15 protein-coding genes and 2 tRNA genes are annotated in these 15,962 nt (G+C 71.2%); 4 read left to right on the forward strand and 13 right to left on the reverse strand.

From position 1 onward, the window contains the following. Window positions 1–105 precede the first annotated feature (105 nt). From ACZ7LV_RS10050 to leuS, 3 genes are all read right to left on the reverse strand, one after another. Complete coding sequence (locus tag ACZ7LV_RS10050) at window positions 106–951, reverse strand: DegV family protein (protein ID WP_471937641.1); 846 nt, start codon at window positions 949–951, stop codon at window positions 106–108. 131 nt (window positions 952–1,082) lie between these two features. Continuing rightward, window positions 1,083–1,862 carry a hypothetical protein gene (locus tag ACZ7LV_RS10055; protein WP_471937643.1) on the reverse strand — a complete coding sequence of 260 codons (780 nt, stop codon included), beginning with the start codon at window positions 1,860–1,862 and terminating at the stop codon, window positions 1,083–1,085. 358 nt (window positions 1,863–2,220) lie between these two features. Next, complete coding sequence (gene leuS / locus ACZ7LV_RS10060; protein WP_471937645.1) at window positions 2,221–5,100, reverse strand: leucine--tRNA ligase; 2,880 nt, start codon at window positions 5,098–5,100, stop codon at window positions 2,221–2,223. 376 nt (window positions 5,101–5,476) lie between these two features. On the opposite strand from leuS, the gene ACZ7LV_RS10065 reads away from it, so the two are divergent. Together ACZ7LV_RS10065 and ACZ7LV_RS10070 are read left to right on the forward strand one after the other, a co-directional pair. Next, window positions 5,477–6,772, forward strand: a complete 1,296-nt coding sequence (locus tag ACZ7LV_RS10065) for a cytochrome b/b6 domain-containing protein (protein WP_471937647.1) — start codon at window positions 5,477–5,479, stop codon at window positions 6,770–6,772. After that, a complete protein-coding gene (locus ACZ7LV_RS10070) occupies window positions 6,769–8,376 on the forward strand; it encodes an NADH-ubiquinone oxidoreductase-F iron-sulfur binding region domain-containing protein (RefSeq protein WP_401677123.1) in 1,608 nt (535 codons plus the stop codon). The genes ACZ7LV_RS10065 and ACZ7LV_RS10070 overlap by 4 nt, the downstream gene beginning before the upstream one ends. 139 nt (window positions 8,377–8,515) lie before the next feature. On the opposite strand, the gene ACZ7LV_RS10075 is transcribed toward ACZ7LV_RS10070, so the two are convergent. Next, window positions 8,516–8,588: transfer RNA gene (locus ACZ7LV_RS10075), tRNA-Ala, on the reverse strand. A 131-nt stretch (window positions 8,589–8,719) separates the two neighbouring features. On the opposite strand from ACZ7LV_RS10075, the gene ACZ7LV_RS10080 reads away from it, so the two are divergent. Then, entirely contained in the window at window positions 8,720–9,910 is a 1,191-nt protein-coding gene (locus tag ACZ7LV_RS10080) for a glycosyltransferase 87 family protein (RefSeq protein WP_471937649.1), read from the forward strand. On the opposite strand, the gene ACZ7LV_RS10085 is transcribed toward ACZ7LV_RS10080, so the two are convergent. The 9 genes from ACZ7LV_RS10085 to ACZ7LV_RS10125 form a co-directional block, all read right to left on the reverse strand. After that, entirely contained in the window at window positions 9,889–10,122 is a 234-nt protein-coding gene (locus ACZ7LV_RS10085) for a hypothetical protein (protein ID WP_003976229.1), read from the reverse strand. The genes ACZ7LV_RS10080 and ACZ7LV_RS10085 overlap by 22 nt on opposite strands. A gap of 3 nt (window positions 10,123–10,125) precedes the next feature. After that, a complete protein-coding gene (locus ACZ7LV_RS10090; RefSeq protein ID WP_189698385.1) occupies window positions 10,126–10,302 on the reverse strand; it encodes a hypothetical protein in 177 nt (58 codons plus the stop codon). A gap of 206 nt (window positions 10,303–10,508) precedes the next feature. Further along, a tRNA-Ala gene (locus tag ACZ7LV_RS10095) sits at window positions 10,509–10,581 on the reverse strand. A gap of 120 nt (window positions 10,582–10,701) precedes the next feature. Then, complete coding sequence (locus ACZ7LV_RS10100; RefSeq protein ID WP_471937808.1) at window positions 10,702–11,379, reverse strand: histidine phosphatase family protein; 678 nt, start codon at window positions 11,377–11,379, stop codon at window positions 10,702–10,704. Next, window positions 11,370–11,816 (reverse strand): ribosome silencing factor, encoded by a 447-nt coding sequence (gene rsfS, locus ACZ7LV_RS10105; RefSeq protein ID WP_471937651.1) that lies wholly within the window; start codon window positions 11,814–11,816, stop codon window positions 11,370–11,372. The genes ACZ7LV_RS10100 and rsfS overlap by 10 nt, the downstream gene beginning before the upstream one ends. A gap of 68 nt (window positions 11,817–11,884) precedes the next feature. Further along, complete coding sequence (locus ACZ7LV_RS10110) at window positions 11,885–13,585, reverse strand: LytR C-terminal domain-containing protein (protein ID WP_471937653.1); 1,701 nt, start codon at window positions 13,583–13,585, stop codon at window positions 11,885–11,887. Between the two features lie 16 nt (window positions 13,586–13,601). After that, window positions 13,602–14,228 carry a nicotinate-nucleotide adenylyltransferase gene (nadD, locus tag ACZ7LV_RS10115; protein WP_471937655.1) on the reverse strand — a complete coding sequence of 209 codons (627 nt, stop codon included), beginning with the start codon at window positions 14,226–14,228 and terminating at the stop codon, window positions 13,602–13,604. Window positions 14,229–14,260: 32 nt separating this feature from the next. Next, entirely contained in the window at window positions 14,261–14,425 is a 165-nt protein-coding gene (locus tag ACZ7LV_RS10120) for a hypothetical protein (protein WP_401677134.1), read from the reverse strand. A gap of 111 nt (window positions 14,426–14,536) precedes the next feature. Beyond that, entirely contained in the window at window positions 14,537–14,686 is a 150-nt protein-coding gene (locus ACZ7LV_RS10125; protein ID WP_401677136.1) for a hypothetical protein, read from the reverse strand. A 122-nt stretch (window positions 14,687–14,808) separates the two neighbouring features. Between ACZ7LV_RS10125 and ACZ7LV_RS10130 the strand changes: the two genes are divergently transcribed. After that, the gene (locus tag ACZ7LV_RS10130; protein WP_471937810.1) at window positions 14,809–15,957 is read left to right on the forward strand and encodes a M48 family metallopeptidase; all 1,149 of its coding nucleotides are present in this window, start codon (window positions 14,809–14,811) and stop codon (window positions 15,955–15,957) included. Window positions 15,958–15,962: the final 5 nt, after the last annotated feature.

Below are 15,962 nucleotides of genomic sequence, written 5' to 3' on the forward strand. Positions count from 1 at the left end.
ACCTCGCGCCCTCGCGATGATCATGCTCAATTCCCGGGGACTACCCCCCGGTTGTGGAAAACTCCGCCACCCACACGGGTGCGGCCGCTCAAGAAGCGAGTCGCCTCACCGCACCGACACCACAACCCCCAGCAACCCCGGCCCGGTATGCGCCCCGATCACGGCGCCCACCTCACTCACATGCAGGTCCGCCAGCCCCGGCACCCGCCCCCGCACCCGGTCCGCCAGTGCCGACGCACGATCCGCCGCGGCCAGATGGTGGACCGCGATGTCCACGGCCGCACCCCCGGCCCGGTCGGCCACGATCTCCTCCAGCCGGGCGATCGCCTTGGACGCCGTGCGGACCTTCTCCAGGAGTTCGATCCGGCCCCCGTCCAGCTGCAACAGCGGCTTCACGGCGAGCGCGGACCCGAAGAACGCCTGGGCGGTGCCGATCCGGCCGCCGCGCCGCAGATAGTCGAGGGTGTCCACGTAGAAGAAGGCCGAGGTGCCGCAGGCCCGCTTCTCCGCCGCGGTGACCGCCTCGTCGACCGTGCCGCCCGACCGCGCCACCTCCGCCGCGGCCAGCGCGCAGAAGCCCAGGGCCATCGCGATCATGCCGGTGTCCACCACTCGTACCGGCACCGGCGCCTCGCGGGCCGCGAGCAGAGCCGCGTCGTACGTCCCCGACAACTCGGCCGACAGGTGCAGGGAGACGATGTCCGTGGCGCCCGCCTCGGCGGCCTTGCGGTAGGTCTCGGCGAACAGCTGGGGGCTGGGCCGCGAGGTGGTGACAGGGCGTCGTTTCTGCAGCGCCTGGGCCAGCGAGCGTGTCGAGATCTCGGTGCCCTCCTCCAGCGCGCGGTCGCCGAGGACCACCGTCAGAGGAACCGCTGTGATGCCGTGGCGCTCCATCGTCCGGGGCGGCAGGTAGGCCGTTGAATCGGTGACGATCGCGACATGGCGGGACATGAGCTGGAGGTTACCTGCCGTAGCGTCCGGGCGGCAGCCCGGGCCTCTCCCCTGCCCGGCACATCCGCGAGCATGTCACGCCCGGCCCGCGCGCACCGCACCGCACCGGCCGCCGGTCCGGCGCCGCCTGCTCAGGTCGTGCTCTCGGGGCGGGGCTTCTTCTGCCACGGGTAGGTCGGGCGCGGTCCCGGCGGGGTGATGGCGGGCCGCGTCGGCTCCTCGGCCGTGCGCGACCGCGGTGTGTCCGTCCAGGTCTGCCGCGTGCCGGGGGCGTCGGCGGGCGGGGCCTCGGGCCACGGCGGCGGAGGGGTCGCGGAGTCCTTGCGCGCGGAGTCGGTCGCGGTGGGGGGCGTGGCCGTCGGGTCCGTCGTCGTCCAGTGCCGCAGCGCCCCGCTCTCCACGTCGATCTGCGCGCTCAGCGCGTCCAGGTCGTCGTCGGCGAAGCGGCCGGCGCGGTCCCGGGCGGCCCAGCGCAGCGACTCCGCCGAGTGTGTGATGCGCTCGGTGCGGTCGCGCAGCTCGGGCAGCCGCCCGCTCAGCGTCGCGCGGTCCGGCTCGGACTCCAGGCGCCTGAGTTCGGCGTCCAGTTCGTGTCCGTGGGCGCTGAGGCGCTGGAACAGGCCGAGCGCCTCCTTGAGGGACTCGTCCTCGGCGGCGCCCGCCTGCAGCGTGTCCTGCGTGGCCCGCATCGACGTACGCAGCTTCAGCCGGAGCTGGGCGATCTCACCGACGGGGCCGGGCTGGGTGAAGGACTTGGCCCGGAGGGTGTGGTCCTCGACGGTGCGCCGGGCCTGCGTGAGGGTGCGGTCCACGCCGCGCCTGGCGGCGCCGACCACCTTGACCGTGGCGTACGCGCCCAGGCCCAGGAAGAGCACGAAGAGCAGGGCGAACACCATGATCACTGCTTCCACGACGCTCCTCCTCCGAACCGGCCGCGGCACACGCCGCGCTCCTCTTCAACGGTAAACGCAACGGGCAGGCCCCGAGTTCCGGAGGAACCCCGAACCTGCCCGCACAACACCCTGAACCGTCCCGTAGGGGACGCCTCGGAGCAGGACCCGCACCGGCCCCCGGACATCAGCCCGCCCGGAACCCGGCCCCCACGCGGAAGGCACCCCACACCTGCGAGGGGCCGCACACCCCGGAAGGCACCCCACACCTACGAGGCGCCGCACACCCGCAATGCACCCCACACCTGCGACGGGCCGCACACCCCGGAAGGCACCCCAGGTCCTGCAAGCCGTCGCAGGCCCCCGCAAGGCACCGCCCTTACGCCGGAACGATGTTCACCAGCTTCGGCGCCCGCACGATCACCTTGCGGATCCCGGCGCCGCCCAGCGCCGCGACCACCTTGTCGTCGGCCAGCGCCACCTTCTCCAGCTCCTCGTCGGAGATCGACGGCGGCACCTCCAGCCGCGCCTTGACCTTGCCCTTGACCTGCACCACACAGGTCACGGTCTCGTCCACGACGTACGCCGGGTCGGCCACGGGGAAGTCCACATGGACCACCGAGCCGTTGTGCCCCAGCCGACGCCACAGCTCCTCGGCGATGTGCGGTGCCAGCGGCGCGACCATCAGGACCAGCGCCTCGGCGACCTGCCGGGGCACCGCGCCGCCCGCCTTGGTCAGCGTGTTGTTCAGCTCGGTGACCTTGGCGATCGCGGTGTTGAACCGCATGCCCTCCAGGTCGCCGCGGACACCGTCGACGGCCTTGTGCAGGGCGCGCAGCGTGTCGTCGTCGGGCTCCGCGTCCACCACGGTCACGTCGCCGCTGTCCTCGTCGACGATGTTGCGCCACAGCCGCTGCAGCAGCCGGTACTGGCCCACCACCGCGCGCGTGTCCCACGGCCGCGACACGTCCAGCGGGCCCATGGCCATCTCGTACAGCCGCAGCGTGTCGGCGCCGTACTCGGCGCAGATCTCGTCCGGAGTGACGGCGTTCTTCAGGGACTTGCCCATCTTGCCCAGCAGCCGGGTGACCTGCTCGCCCTCGTACCAGTACGCGCCGTCGCGCTCCTCCACCTCGGCGGCCGGCACCGCGATGCCGCGGCCGTCCCGGTAGACGTAGGCCTGGATCATGCCCTGGTTGAACAGCCGGTGGAACGGCTCGGCGGACGAGACGTGGCCCAGGTCGTACAGCACCTTGGACCAGAAGCGGGCGTACAGCAGGTGCAGCACGGCGTGCTCGGCGCCACCCACGTACAGGTCGACGCCACCGTGCGGCTGGCCCTCGCGCGGGCCCATCCAGTACTGCTCGATCTCGGGGTCGACCAGCCGCTCGCTGTTGTGCGGGTCCAGGTAGCGCAGCTCGTACCAGCAGGAACCTGCCCAGTTGGGCATGGTGTTGGTCTCGCGGCGGTACTTCTTCGGACCGTCGCCCAGGTCCAGCGTGACGTTGACCCAGTCCTCGTTGCGCGACAGCGGCGTCTCGGGCTGGGTGTCGGCGTCGTCCGGGTCGAAGGTGCGCGGCGAGTAGTCCTCCACCTCCGGCAGCTCCAGCGGCAGCATCGACTCGGGCAGGGCGTGCGCGATGCCCTCCTCGTCGTAGACGATCGGGAAGGGCTCGCCCCAGTAGCGCTGGCGGCTGAACAGCCAGTCGCGCAGCCGGAAGTTGACGGTGCCCTCGCCGATGCCCTCGCGCTCCAGCCACTCGGTGATGCGCGCCTTGGCGTCGACGACTCCCAGCCCGTCCAGGGAGACGTGCGCGCCGGACGAGTTGACGATCTTCGCGTCGTACGAGGCGAAGGCGTCCTCCCACGTCGAGGCGTCGGTCCCGCGGTCGTCGGAGGGCTCGACGACGCATCGCATCGGCAGCTCGAAGGCGCGGGCGAAGGCGAAGTCGCGGCTGTCGTGCGCCGGGACGGCCATGATCGCGCCGGTCCCGTAGCCCATCAGCACGTAGTCGGCGATGAAGACCGGGACGCGCTCGCCGTTGACCGGGTTGGTCGCGAAGGCACCGGTGAAGACGCCGGTCTTGTCCTTCGCCTCGGCCTGCCGCTCGACGTCGGACTTGGAGGCGGCCTGCGCGCGGTAGGCGGCGACCGCCTCGGCCGGGGTCCGGTGGCCGCCGGTCCACATCTGGTGGGTGCCCTCGGGCCACTGGTCCGGGGTGAACTTCTCGACCAGCGGGTGCTCGGGCGCCAGCACCATGTAGGTCGCGCCGAACAGGGTGTCCTGACGCGTGGTGAAGACCGTGATGTGCTCGCCGTCGATCGGGAAGTCGACGCGGGCGCCCTCGGAGCGGCCGATCCAGTTGCGCTGCTGCAGCTTGATGGCCTCGGGCCAGTCCAGCGCCTCCAGGTCGTCCAGCAGCCGGTCGGCGTAGGCGGTGATCCGCATGTTCCACTGGCGCAGCTTGGCCTTGAAGACGGGGAAGTTGCCGCGCTCGGAGCGGCCGTCGGCGGTCACTTCCTCGTTGGCCAGCACGGTGCCCAGGCCGGGGCACCAGTTGACCGGCGCGTCCGAGGCGTACGCCAGACGGTACTCGCCCAGCACGTCGGCGCGCTCGCCGGCGCTCAGCTCGTTCCAGGAGCGCCCGCCGGGCAGCGCGCGCTCACCGCTCTCGAACCGCGCGACCAGCTCCGCGATCGGACGAGCCTTGTTCGCCTCGTCGTCGTACCACGAGTTGAAGATCTGCAGGAAGATCCACTGGGTCCACTTGTAGTAGTCCGGGTCGATCGTGGCGAACGACCGGCGCTTGTCGTGGCCCAGGCCCAGCCGGCGCAGCTGGACCTTCATGTTCTCCATGTTGGCCTCGGTGGACACCCGCGGGTGCGTGCCGGTCTGCACGGCGTACTGCTCGGCCGGCAGGCCGAAGGCGTCGAAGCCCAGGGTGTGCAGCACGTTGTGGCCGGTCATGCGCTGGAAGCGCGCGAAGACGTCGGTGGCGATGTAGCCCAGGGGGTGGCCGACGTGCAGGCCCGCACCGGAGGGGTACGGGAACATGTCCATGATGAACTTCTTGGGTCGCGCGACGACCTCGGGGTCGCCCGCCAGGTCACCCTTGGGGTTCGGCGCCGCGTAGGTGCCCTCGGCGTCCCAGAAGTCCTGCCAGCGTGCCTCGATCTCGGCTGCCATGGCGGCCGTGTAGCGGTGCGGCGCGGCATCCGCCGGCATGCCAGTGGCGGCTGCGGGGTTCGTCTCGCTCATGATCCTCAAAGCTCCATCGATCGTCTCTGCCAGCGGCTGTGATTCCTCGGAAACGAAAAATCCCCTCACACAGGAGGGGACGCCGCGCCGACTCCGGCCACTCGACTCACCCGGTGGCCGGGACTGATCAGCGCGGCCCGCTAAGCAGAAGGCGTACGGCACGCATGGCGTCAGGGTACCGCAGCCGCCGACCTGGCCGCGACGGAGTTGAACGTCGGTCAAAAATTACTCCGCGTAACGGCCACTAAGGGGCAGAACTGCAAGTGCATTGTCGTTTGATAACAACGCAATAACTCAAACCTCGTACCGATCGGTTTGGGCGCGACTTAGAGTGCGGCGCGGGACCGCTTTCCCGAATCCGCTCGGAGTTGCCCCCATGAACCCTCGACGTAGTACCAGCTCGCTCCCCCAGCCGGGCCGATCGGCCTATGGGGTCGCGACCGCTGTCGCCCTTGTGCTCATACCCGTGGCCGTGCTGGTCGGAGGTGATCAGTTCCGCCAGTTCCTGGACTTCGGCGCGGGCGTCCTGACCCTCGTGACCCTCACCGGCTCGGTGCTGTGGGGCCTCTTCGCCCAGGACCGGATCCTGCTCAACGCGCGTCAGCGCATCCTCGGACAGGCGGTGCACCGGACGTTGGCGGTCGCCTCGATCGCGTTCCTGCTGCTGCACATCACGACCAAGCTCGCCCTCGATCACGTCGGCTTCCTCGCCGTGATCATCCCGTTCTCACTCGGTGTCACCGGCAGTGCCGGGCTGATCGGCCTCGGCTCCGCGGCCGGCCTGTTGATGATCTTCGTCGGCATCACCGGAGCCCTGCGCGGCGCCTTCGCCTCCCCGGCGCCGGTCGCCTCGCGCTGGCGGGCGATGCACACCCTGGCCTACCCGGCCTGGTGCGCGGCCCTGGTCCACGGACTGTTCGCGGGCCGCGAGGCGAAGCCGGTCTTCGTGATCCTCTACGGCCTGTCCCTGGTCGCCGTGATGGCCGCCCTCGCCCTGCGCTCGGCACCCCGCTCGGTCAAGCGCCAGGTCGCCGACCGGCTGGGCGACCTCCTCGGCGAGCGGCGACTGCCGGGCCGCGAGGAACTGGACGCGAGCCGCGCGCGGGCGGCCGGCGAGTCCGCCCTGCCGGGCTACGAGAACGCGCTGCCCGGCTACGAGAGGCAGCGCGCGACCGGCGGCGCGACCCCGTCGTACGCCCCCTTCGAGGCCTCCGCCCGCCCGTCCGCCGCGGAGACCACCGGTGGCTTCGCGGCCGCCTACCGGGCCGTCGGCAACACCCCGCGGCCCCAGCAGTCGTTCGCCGGCCGGGACGCCCGCATGGAGGTCCCGGACCAGCGGCCCACGGAGGCCTTCCCGCGCCTGGAGAGCCCCTCCGGCTCATGGCCGATCCCGTCCCCGCCGCCGGTCGGCGAGGCGCCCCCGTCGGCCTACGACCCGCTCCAGGACACGGGATACAACATCCCGACCTACGACAATTCAGGCGCGGCCGGCTACGGATCGAGTGACGTGTACGACACCGGTGAGATGAACGCCGCCTTCGGCACGTATTACCCGGACGACACGTACAACAACAGCGGTCCCGCCACTGAAACACTGCCCGGTGCGTCCTACGACTTCGACGCACCGGGTTCGGGCGAACCTTGGAACACGCCTTCCGGAGGCTTTAAGTGAACGAGGCCCTGCCCGACGTCCCAGAAGTCCGCGTGGTCGGGCTTCCTCAGCTCACGTCGGGCTTCGACCTTGTCGAACGACTCGATCTGCCCATGCACCTCAAGGTGCACGGGCCGCTCGAACCGCTGGGCGGCGAGCAGCTCGCGCAGCTCGCCGAGCGCATCAACCTCAGGGGCCGCGGCGGCGCGGGCTTCCCCTTCCACAAGAAGCTGCGCTCGGTCGCCGAAACGGCGATCAAGCGCGGCGTCCGGCCGGTCGTCGTCGTCAACGGCAGCGAGGACGAACCGGCCTGCCGCAAGGACACCGTGCTGATCAACCGCGCTCCGCACCTGATCCTGGACGGTGCCCTGCTGTGCGCCGAGGCGATGGGCGCCCGCACGCTCGTGGTGGGGGTCACCCGTGAGTCCACGCAGCGCTCCATGGAGGCCGCGCTCGCCGAACGCGGCCTCAGCAACGGCCGCCGCTCGGCACTGCGCGTCCGCGTGCAGCGCAATCCGGTCCGCATGGTCACCGGTGCCGCCGCTTCCCTGATCCGCTCGATCGACGGCGGCCCGGCGATCCCGCCCGGCCGCAAGATCAGCGCCTCGCAGAGCGGCGTCGGCGGCGCCCCCACCCTGCTCTCCAACGCCGAGACGTTCGCCCAGCTGGCGATCGCCGCCCGCATCGGCCCGGAGCGCTACGGCAACACCGGCCTGTACGACGAGCCGGGCACCGTCATGCTGACGGTCTCCGGCGCCGTCGCCCGCCCCATGGTCATCGAGGTGCCCACCGGAGTGCCCCTGCGCTACGTCCTCCAGCTCGCCGGCGCCCCGCCGGTCCCGCAGGGCGTGCTGACCGGCGGCTACCACGGCAAGTGGATCGACGCGGCGACGGTCAACGAGGCGATCGTCTCCCGCAACTCGCTGGACGCGGTGGGCGGTTCGCTGGGCGCCGGCGCGATCCTGCCGATCACCCAGGAGACCTGTCCCCTCGGCGAGTCGCTGCGGGTCGCCCAGTGGCTGGCGGAGGAGAGCGCGGGCCAGTGCGGCCCCTGCTACCTCGGTCTGCCGGCGGCCGCGCGCGGCCTGGAGGACATCCTCAACGGCGGCGGCCCCGCGGCTCTGGAGGCGGTCAAACAGGTCGCCAAGAACGTCAAGCGACGCGGCGCCTGCTCCCATCCCGACGGCTCCGCGATGTTCCTCGAATCGACCGTCAAGGCCTTCACCGACGACCTGGCGGCCCATGTCCTCGGCAACGGCTGCGGACGGCCGGTGCAGGGCGTGCTGCCCCTCTTCGAGGGCGGCCAGACCCCGACGGGCATCCCGGGGGGCGGGGGCGGCGAGAACGGCCCCAGCCGCCAGAAGATCTTCGTCGACTGGACGCTGTGCCGGGGTCACGGCCTGTGCGCCGACATCCTCCCGGAGGTCTTCGAACTCGGCGCCGACGGCTTCCCGACCGTCGCCCAGGCCCAGGTGCCGCGCCGCGCGGAGGAGAAGGCGCTGCGCGCGGTCCGCCGCTGCCCGGCCCTCGCCCTGCGCATCGAGGAGCAGGCGGAGCGGGCACCGGCCCGCAACAACCTCCCGGTCCTCTCCCAGGGCCGCGGCCGCCGCGCCCTCGGCCGCTGACGCACGGACGACGGGCCGCCTGACATCAGGCGGCCCAACTCCCCTTGCCCCTTGTCGCCTTGTCCCTTGTCTCCTTGGCTACGGCTCCGAGGAAAGAAAAAATCCCACCCGGTCATCTCGACCAGGTGGGATCCATGTGTGGAGCTAAGGAGAATTGAACTCCTGACCTCCTGCATGCCATGCAGGCGCTCTACCAACTGAGCTATAGCCCCTTGCGTTGTTCCGGCGGGTCTCCCCGGCGGCGACGCCAACATTACACGGTCGACCGGGCACTCCACCAAATCGTTTCCCGTCTGCGCCGATACAACCGATACAGCCGAAACGACCGATATCGTCGGCCCTCGTGTCCGTGATCACGTCCACCGCAGTCCACCGCCGGCCGCCCGTCGCCCTGGGTGCCTGCCTGCTGTCCTTCGTGGCGTTCTGGGCGGCCCAGCGGGCCGCGCACGTCTCGATGATCGACCTGATGGTGTACCGGGCCGAGGGCGCGGCCGTGCTCGCGGGCGGCGACCTGTACGGCCTGCGCGCGACCGCCGCCCAACTGCCCGCCACCTACCCGCCCTTCGCCGCCCTGCTGTTCACCCCGCTGACGCTTCTCGACACGGGCTCCCTGCGCACGCTGGCCACCGCCGGGAACCTCGCCCTGCTCGTGGCGTTCGTGCACCTCTCCCTGCGGCTGGTGGGGCACGCGTGCGTGGAGACCGTCTGGTGGGCCTCGGCGGCGGCGGTGTGGTGCGAGCCGGTCTGGACGACCCTGCGCTACGGCCAGGTCAACCTGCTGCTCGCGGTGCTCGTCCTGTGGGACCTCACCCGGCGGCCGGGCGACCGCTGGGCAGGCGTCGGCATCGGTGTCGCGGCGGCCGTGAAACTGACCCCGGCGCTCTTCGCGGTCCTCCTGCTCGCCACCGCCGTCGTGGCGCACCGGGGCCGCCGTGCCGGCCCCTGGCTGCGGCACGGCCGGCGTGCCGTCGGCAGCTTCCTGTCGGCGACCCTTCTCGCGGCGGTGGTCCTGCCGCGCGACTCCTGGGGGTTCTGGACCGACGTGGTGTTCCGGGCGGACCGTGCCGGGCACGCCGAGGAGACCGCCAACCAGGCCCTGCGCGGCGTCATGGCACGGCTGCTGCACACTCCCGACCCGGGGGCCCCGTGGGCCGTCGTTGCGGCTCTCGTGGCCGCGGCGGGGCTGGCGGTGGCGGTGCGGGCGGAGTGGCGCGGCGAGCGGGCCTGGGCGGTGGTCTGCTGCGGCGTGACGGCGCTGCTCGTCAGCCCGGTGTCGTGGTCGCACCACTGGGTCTGGTGCGTGCCGCTGGTCCTGCTCCTCGCGGTCCGTGACCGCCGCGCGGCCGCCGCGGCCACGCTCCTGGTCTTCTGCTCGTACGCCCTGTGGTGGGTGCCGCACACCCCCGGCCGGCCCGAACTGCAGCAGAACCCGGGCGAGTTCACCCTGTCGGGTCTCTACGCCGCCACCGGCTGCCTGTTTCTGGTGATCGCCGCCACCACCACCCGAAAGGGTCAGGCCGTCACGAAGGAGTAGAACCGCTTGAGCGTGCAGTGCTCCTCGAGGAGCCGTCCGTAGATCGGCTCACCCTCCAGTTCGCGGTAGGTCTCGATCGGGTCGCCTTTTATGATCAGCGCCCGTGCGCATTCCTCGCACCAGTACTGGTAGTCGGGATTCACCGGTTCCATGTCGCGGACGATCGGTGTACCGCTGCCACACCAGTCGCACTTCCGCCTGTGTGCACCCATCGATCAGCTCCAGCTGTGGCCGCAGGCCGTGCACACGTAGGAGATCCCGCCGTTGTCGCCGAGGACCTGGGCGACATGCGCGGAGCCGCAGGAAGGGCAGCTGAGCCGGGTGGTCGTGTCCCGTATCAACGCCGCTTCGCCAAGGAGGTGGCCGACCTCCCCCAGGATGCTCGCAGGCATCGCTACTCCCTCCCGTCGGGCCGCGCCCCCTTCCGGCCGTTTGATTCTGCCACGGCCGGACCAATACGGTCAGCGACGCCTGAGTACCAGTCCGGCCACGGGCAGCCCGGGTCGCCTCCACAGAGGTATACGCCTGCCGGGCCGGTCCTGCTCAAACGCCTGAAGACGAAAAATCCCGCCCCCCCGAAGGGGACGGGATTCGTCCGTGGAGCTAAGGAGAATTGAACTCCTGACCTCCTGCATGCCATGCAGGCGCTCTACCAACTGAGCTATAGCCCCTGGCCCCCACGCGGCTCGGCCGCATGGTGTTTCGCCCCGCTCGGCGGGGCGAACAAGAAGAACTTTAGCCTGCGACCTGCCGGAAAGTGAAATCCGGATGCCCGCCGCGTCCGCACCCGCTCAGTCGTCGTCGCCGAGGACGGGCTCCGGGAGCGTGCCGGCGTTGTGCTCCAGCAGCCGCCAGCCGCGGGCACCCTCGCCGAGGACGGACCAGCAGCAGTTGGAGAGGCCGCCGAGGCTCTCCCAGTGATGGGGCTCCAGGCCGAGCAGCCGGCCGATGGTCGTGCGGATCGTGCCGCCGTGGCTGACGACCACCAGGGTGCCGTCGTCGGGCAGCTTCTCGGCGTGCCCGACCACGACGGGGGCGGCGCGGTCGGCCACCTCGGACTCCAGCTCGCCGCCGCCGCGGCGCACCGCCTCACCGCGTTTCCACGCGGCGTACTCCTCGCCGTACCGGGAGATGATCTCGTCGTGCGTCAGGCCCTGCCAGACGCCCGCGTACGTCTCGCGGAGCGCCTCGTCGCGGTGGACCTCCAGGCCGGTCAGCGTGGCCAGCTCGGCGGCCGTGTGCGTGGCGCGCACGAGGTCGGAGGCGATGATCGCGTCGGGCTTGAGGGAGGCGAGCAGGCGGGCGGCGCGGCGGGCCTGGGCGACGCCGGCCTCGGTGAGCTCGACGTCCGTGGAGCCCTGGAAGCGGCGCTCCACGTTCCAGGAGGTCTGGCCGTGCCGCCACAGGATGATCCGGCGGCCTCTGCCGGGCCGCGCGGCGCCGACCTCACCGGTGGCACTCACCGCCAGTCACCGTCCGTCTCGGCGGCCTCCTCGGCGGCCTTCAGCCGGGCGTGCTCCGCGGCCTTGCCCCGGGTGGCCTCGGCGTCGGCGGGCAGCTCCAGCTCGGGGCAGTCCTTCCAGAGCCGCTCCAGGGCGTAGAAGACGCGCTCCTCGCTGTGCTGCACGTGCACGACGATGTCGACGTAGTCGAGCAGGATCCAGCGGGAGTCCCGGTCACCCTCGCGGCGCACCGGCTTGGCGCCCAGCTCCTTCTGGAGCCGCTCCTCGATCTCGTCCACGATCGACTTGACCTGGCGGTCGTTGGGCGCGGACGCGAGCAGGAAGGCGTCCGTGATCGACAGCACGTCGCTCACGTCGTAGGCGATGACGTCGTGCGCGAGCTTGTCGGCGGCCGCCTGGGCGGCGGTGTTGATGAGATCGAGGGAACGGTCTGTCGCGGTCACTGCATGGCTTTCCGTCGGCGGTCACTTGACCTCAAGGGTCTCACGGACCGCCGACGGCGCCCCACGCATTACCCGGCGGGGGCCGGCTCGTAGTCCTGGCCGAGGACCACGGAGACGTTCGCGTTGGACTTGACCTCACCCTTGGTGACCGCGCTGTCGGGCAGGCCGAGGGTCTTGGCGACCTCGACGGCGTCCTGCTTGTCGGCGGCGTCCGCGTAGGTGACCTCGGACGTGGACAGGGCGGCGCTCGCCGCGCCGGCCTCCAGGAAGGTGAAGCCGCCGTTCAGGAGCACCACGCGGGCCTTCTCCGCGTTGTCCTTCACTCCGGTGGCGTTCTGCACCGAGACCCGGACGGCCGCGCCCTGGTCGGGGCTCTTCGCGGTGCCGCCGAGGACGTCCTTGACCACGTTGTCGCTCGCCTCGGCGCTGAGCGTGCCGTCGCTCTGCACGGGCAGCACGGCGGTCTCGAAGTCGCCGCTCTTGGCGAGGTCGGAGAGCTTGGCGAGGAAGGTGCCGAGGTCCTTGTCGGTGAGCGACGGGTCGAGGATCTGCGCCAGCGTCTGCACGGTGGTCGTGGCGGCCTGGGTGTCGGACGACACCTTGCGCAGCACCCCGTGCATGACCTGTCCGAACCGCTCCAGCTGCGCGTTCGCGGGCTCCCCCGGGGCGCGGTAGGTGGCGTAGGCGACGGCCATCTTGCCGCTGAGGGTCTGGCCCTCGCCCTTGTCGACCAGCGGCGCCTCGCCCTTCTTCTCGGCGGCCGGGTCGGGCACGGCGGCGTCGGTGTCCACCTCGATGTTGCCGACGAGGTCGACGAGGTTCTGCAGGTAGGGGGTGTCCAGGCGCCAGGTGCCCTGGATGGAGGTGCCGAGGACGGTGTCCAGGGCCTCGCGGGTGCCGGAGGACCCGTCGTCCTCGACCGACTTCGCCAGCGTCGTCGTGCCGTCGTCGCCGGACAGGGCGAGCGAGTTGGGCAGCAGGACGGTGGTGCCCCGCTTGGTGGTGGCGTTGTCGACGAGCAGCGCCGTCGCGGTGCCGCCCTTCTTGGTGTCGTGCAGGTGCACGACGATCACGTCCCGCTTCTGCGCCGCGACGGAGGTCGTACCGCCCTTCTTGTCCGCGGGCGCGGACACGCCGGGCAGCTTCCCGGCGTACCAGAGGTAGCCCACTCCGCCGGCCGCGACCAGGGCCAGCACGACGACCAGGGCGGTCAGGCGGCTGCGGGCGCGGCGCTTGGCCTCCTCGCGGCGCTCGGTGCGGTTCTCGGTGAACGCCAGCCAGTCGATGACGTCCTCGGAGTCCTGGTCGGGCTCCTCGACGAAGGCGAACTGCTCCGTCCGGTAGTCCCGGTCATCGCGGTCGTCGTGACCGGGATACCCGCCCCCGGGGCCGGGGGCGCCCGGCCCCGGCTCCTGGCGCTGTCCGTGGTCGGCGGGCCGGGCCTGCTGCGGGATGTACGCCGTCTGCTCGGCGACGCGCGGCTGCTGCCCGCTGGTGGCGGTCTGCCCGTAGGGGTCGTACCCGTCGTAGGTGTCGTACGAGGTCACGGGCGGCTGCTGGCCGGTGCCGAAGTCGTACGGCGGCACCGGCTGCTGCTGTCCGGTGGCGTACGGGTCGTAGCCGTAGCCCTGCTGCTGCGCGTAGGGGTCGTACTGCTGCGGTGCCTGCCGCTGGGCCGGCACCTGCCGGTAGACGGGCCGGCCGTACTCGTCGTAGCCGACGAGTTCGTACTGCTCGTCCCCGTACCCCGCGTCGTATCGGTCGTTCACCGGTGCCCCTCTCGGCTCACTCGCCGCGGTACAGCTGTCGCTTTGCGATGTAGCGCACGACTCCGTCGGGCACCAGATACCAGACAGGATCGCCCTTGGCGACTCTCGCACGGCAGTCCGTGGAGGAGATGGCGAGGGCGGGAACCTCGACCAACGAGACGCCGCCCTCCGGGAGGCCGGCGTCGGTCAGGACGTGCCCCGGCCGCGTGACCCCGATGAAGTGCGCGAGGGAGAACAGCTCCTCGCTGTCGCGCCAGGTCAGGATCTGGGCGAGGGCGTCCGCGCCGGTGATGAAGAACAGGTCCGTGTCGGGGTTGAGGGAGCGCAGGTCACGCAGGGTGTCCGCGGTGTACGTGGGGCCCCCGCGGTCGAGATCGATACGGCTCACCGAGAACTGCGGGTTCTCGGCGGTCGCGATGACCGTCATCAGATAGCGGTCCTCGGCCGGGGAGACACTGCGGTCGGTCTTCTGCCACGGCTGCCCGGTCGGTACGAACACCACCTCGTCGAGGTGGAACTGCGCGGCCACCTCACTGGCCGCGACCAGGTGCCCGTGGTGGATCGGGTCGAACGTCCCGCCCATGACGCCGAGGCGGCGCTTGGCCGGGGTCGACGGGCCGGTAGGCATGTCCTGCTCTCCCATGCGTGCAGACCCTACCGGCCCGGTCCGTGGAGTCAGCGGTCGCGGTTGAAGCGCGTGGTGATCCACAGCAGCAGCAACAGGGCGATGAAGGCGCCACCGCCGGTGAGCAAAGGGCTGAGGCTCTCGTGGTTGCCGCCGTGCTCCTCGCCCTCGGCGGCGAGAGTGACCAACTGGGCAGCGGCGCTGTGGAAGCTCATCTTCGGCAGAACCTATCGCGTGTGGGCGGGATAAAGACGGTCGGCTCATCGTAAGCGGGCGCCTCGGCCACGCTCACGCCGACTCCGCCGTCGGGCAACCTTCCCGGGCCCTCAGTCGTCCTTCCGCCTGTAGCCCCGAAGCAGGAACCACCCCGTCAGCACACAGCCGACGACCATCACGATCAGTACGACCCGGAGGAGATTCCCCGCCCCTTGTTCCTGAGCGGCGCTGAACCAGTCGGTCGCGGCGATGTACTGCATGGTGCGGACTCCTTCGTCGTACTGCCCGACCACGGTATCTCCGCCTAGGCTGGAGCTTGCTTCGGGGGCGTACGGCAACACGGCGCACACACCAGGGCACACCGACGCACATGGGGGACCACATGTCCGACGACGGCAGTCAGCAGGGCGGCTTCGAGAAGGTGCCGAGCAGGCAGCGCAGGCGCTTCCCGGACATCTCCTCGCGCGCGTACGAGCACCCGGCGGACCGCTCCGCCCTGGTCGCGCTGCGCAAGCTGAGCGGCTTCGACACGGTCTTCAAGGCGCTCAGCGGCCTGCTGCCCGAGCGGAGTCTGAGGCTGCTGTTCCTGTCGGACTCGGTGCGGGTCTCGGACCGCCAGTTCGCCCATCTCCACGACATGCTGCGGGACGCCTGCTACATCCTGGACCTGAAGAAGGTCCCGCCGATGTACGTCAACCAGGACCCGCTGCCCAACGCGATGTGCATCGGTCTGGACGAGCCGATCATCGTCGTGACCACGGGGCTCGTCGAGCTGCTCGACGAGGAGGAGATGCGGGCGGTCGTCGGCCACGAGGTGGGCCACGCCCTGTCCGGCCACTCCGTGTACCGCACGGTGCTGCTGTTCCTGACCAACCTCGCCCTGCGGGTCGCCTGGATACCGCTCGGCAACGTCGCGGTCATGGCCATCGTGACCGCGCTGCGCGAGTGGTTCCGCAAGTCGGAGCTGTCCGCCGACCGGGCCGGGCTGCTGGTCGGGCAGGACCTCCAGGCGTCGATGCGCGGCCTGATGAAGCTCGCCGGCGGCAACCATCTGCACGAGATGAACGTGGACGCCTTCCTGGAGCAGGCCGACGAGTACGAGGCGGGCGGCGACCTGCGCGACTCCGTGCTGAAGATCCTCAACGTGCTGCCCCGCTCCCACCCGTTCGCCACGATCCGCGCGGCCGAGCTGAAGAAGTGGGCGGCCTCCCGCGACTTCCAGCGGATCATGGACGGTCACTACCCGCGGCGCGGCGAGGACAAGGACACCTCGGTCACCGACTCCTTCCGCGAGTCGGCGGCCAGCTACGCCGGGCAGGTGCGCAACAGCAAGGACCCGCTGATGAAGCTGGTCACGGACCTCGCGGGCGGCGCCGGCGACCTCGGCAGCCGGGTGCGGCGGGGCTTCGGCGGATTTGCGGGCCCCTCCGGCGCGTCGGGCTCCCCGGGCGCGGGCGGCTCCAACGGCTCCTCGGGGTCCGGCGGGCCGGCCGACCCCTCGTCGAAGGAACCGCCGCGCGACGAGGACTGACCCCT

Source organism: Streptomyces sp. NPDC107562, assembly GCF_055657325.1.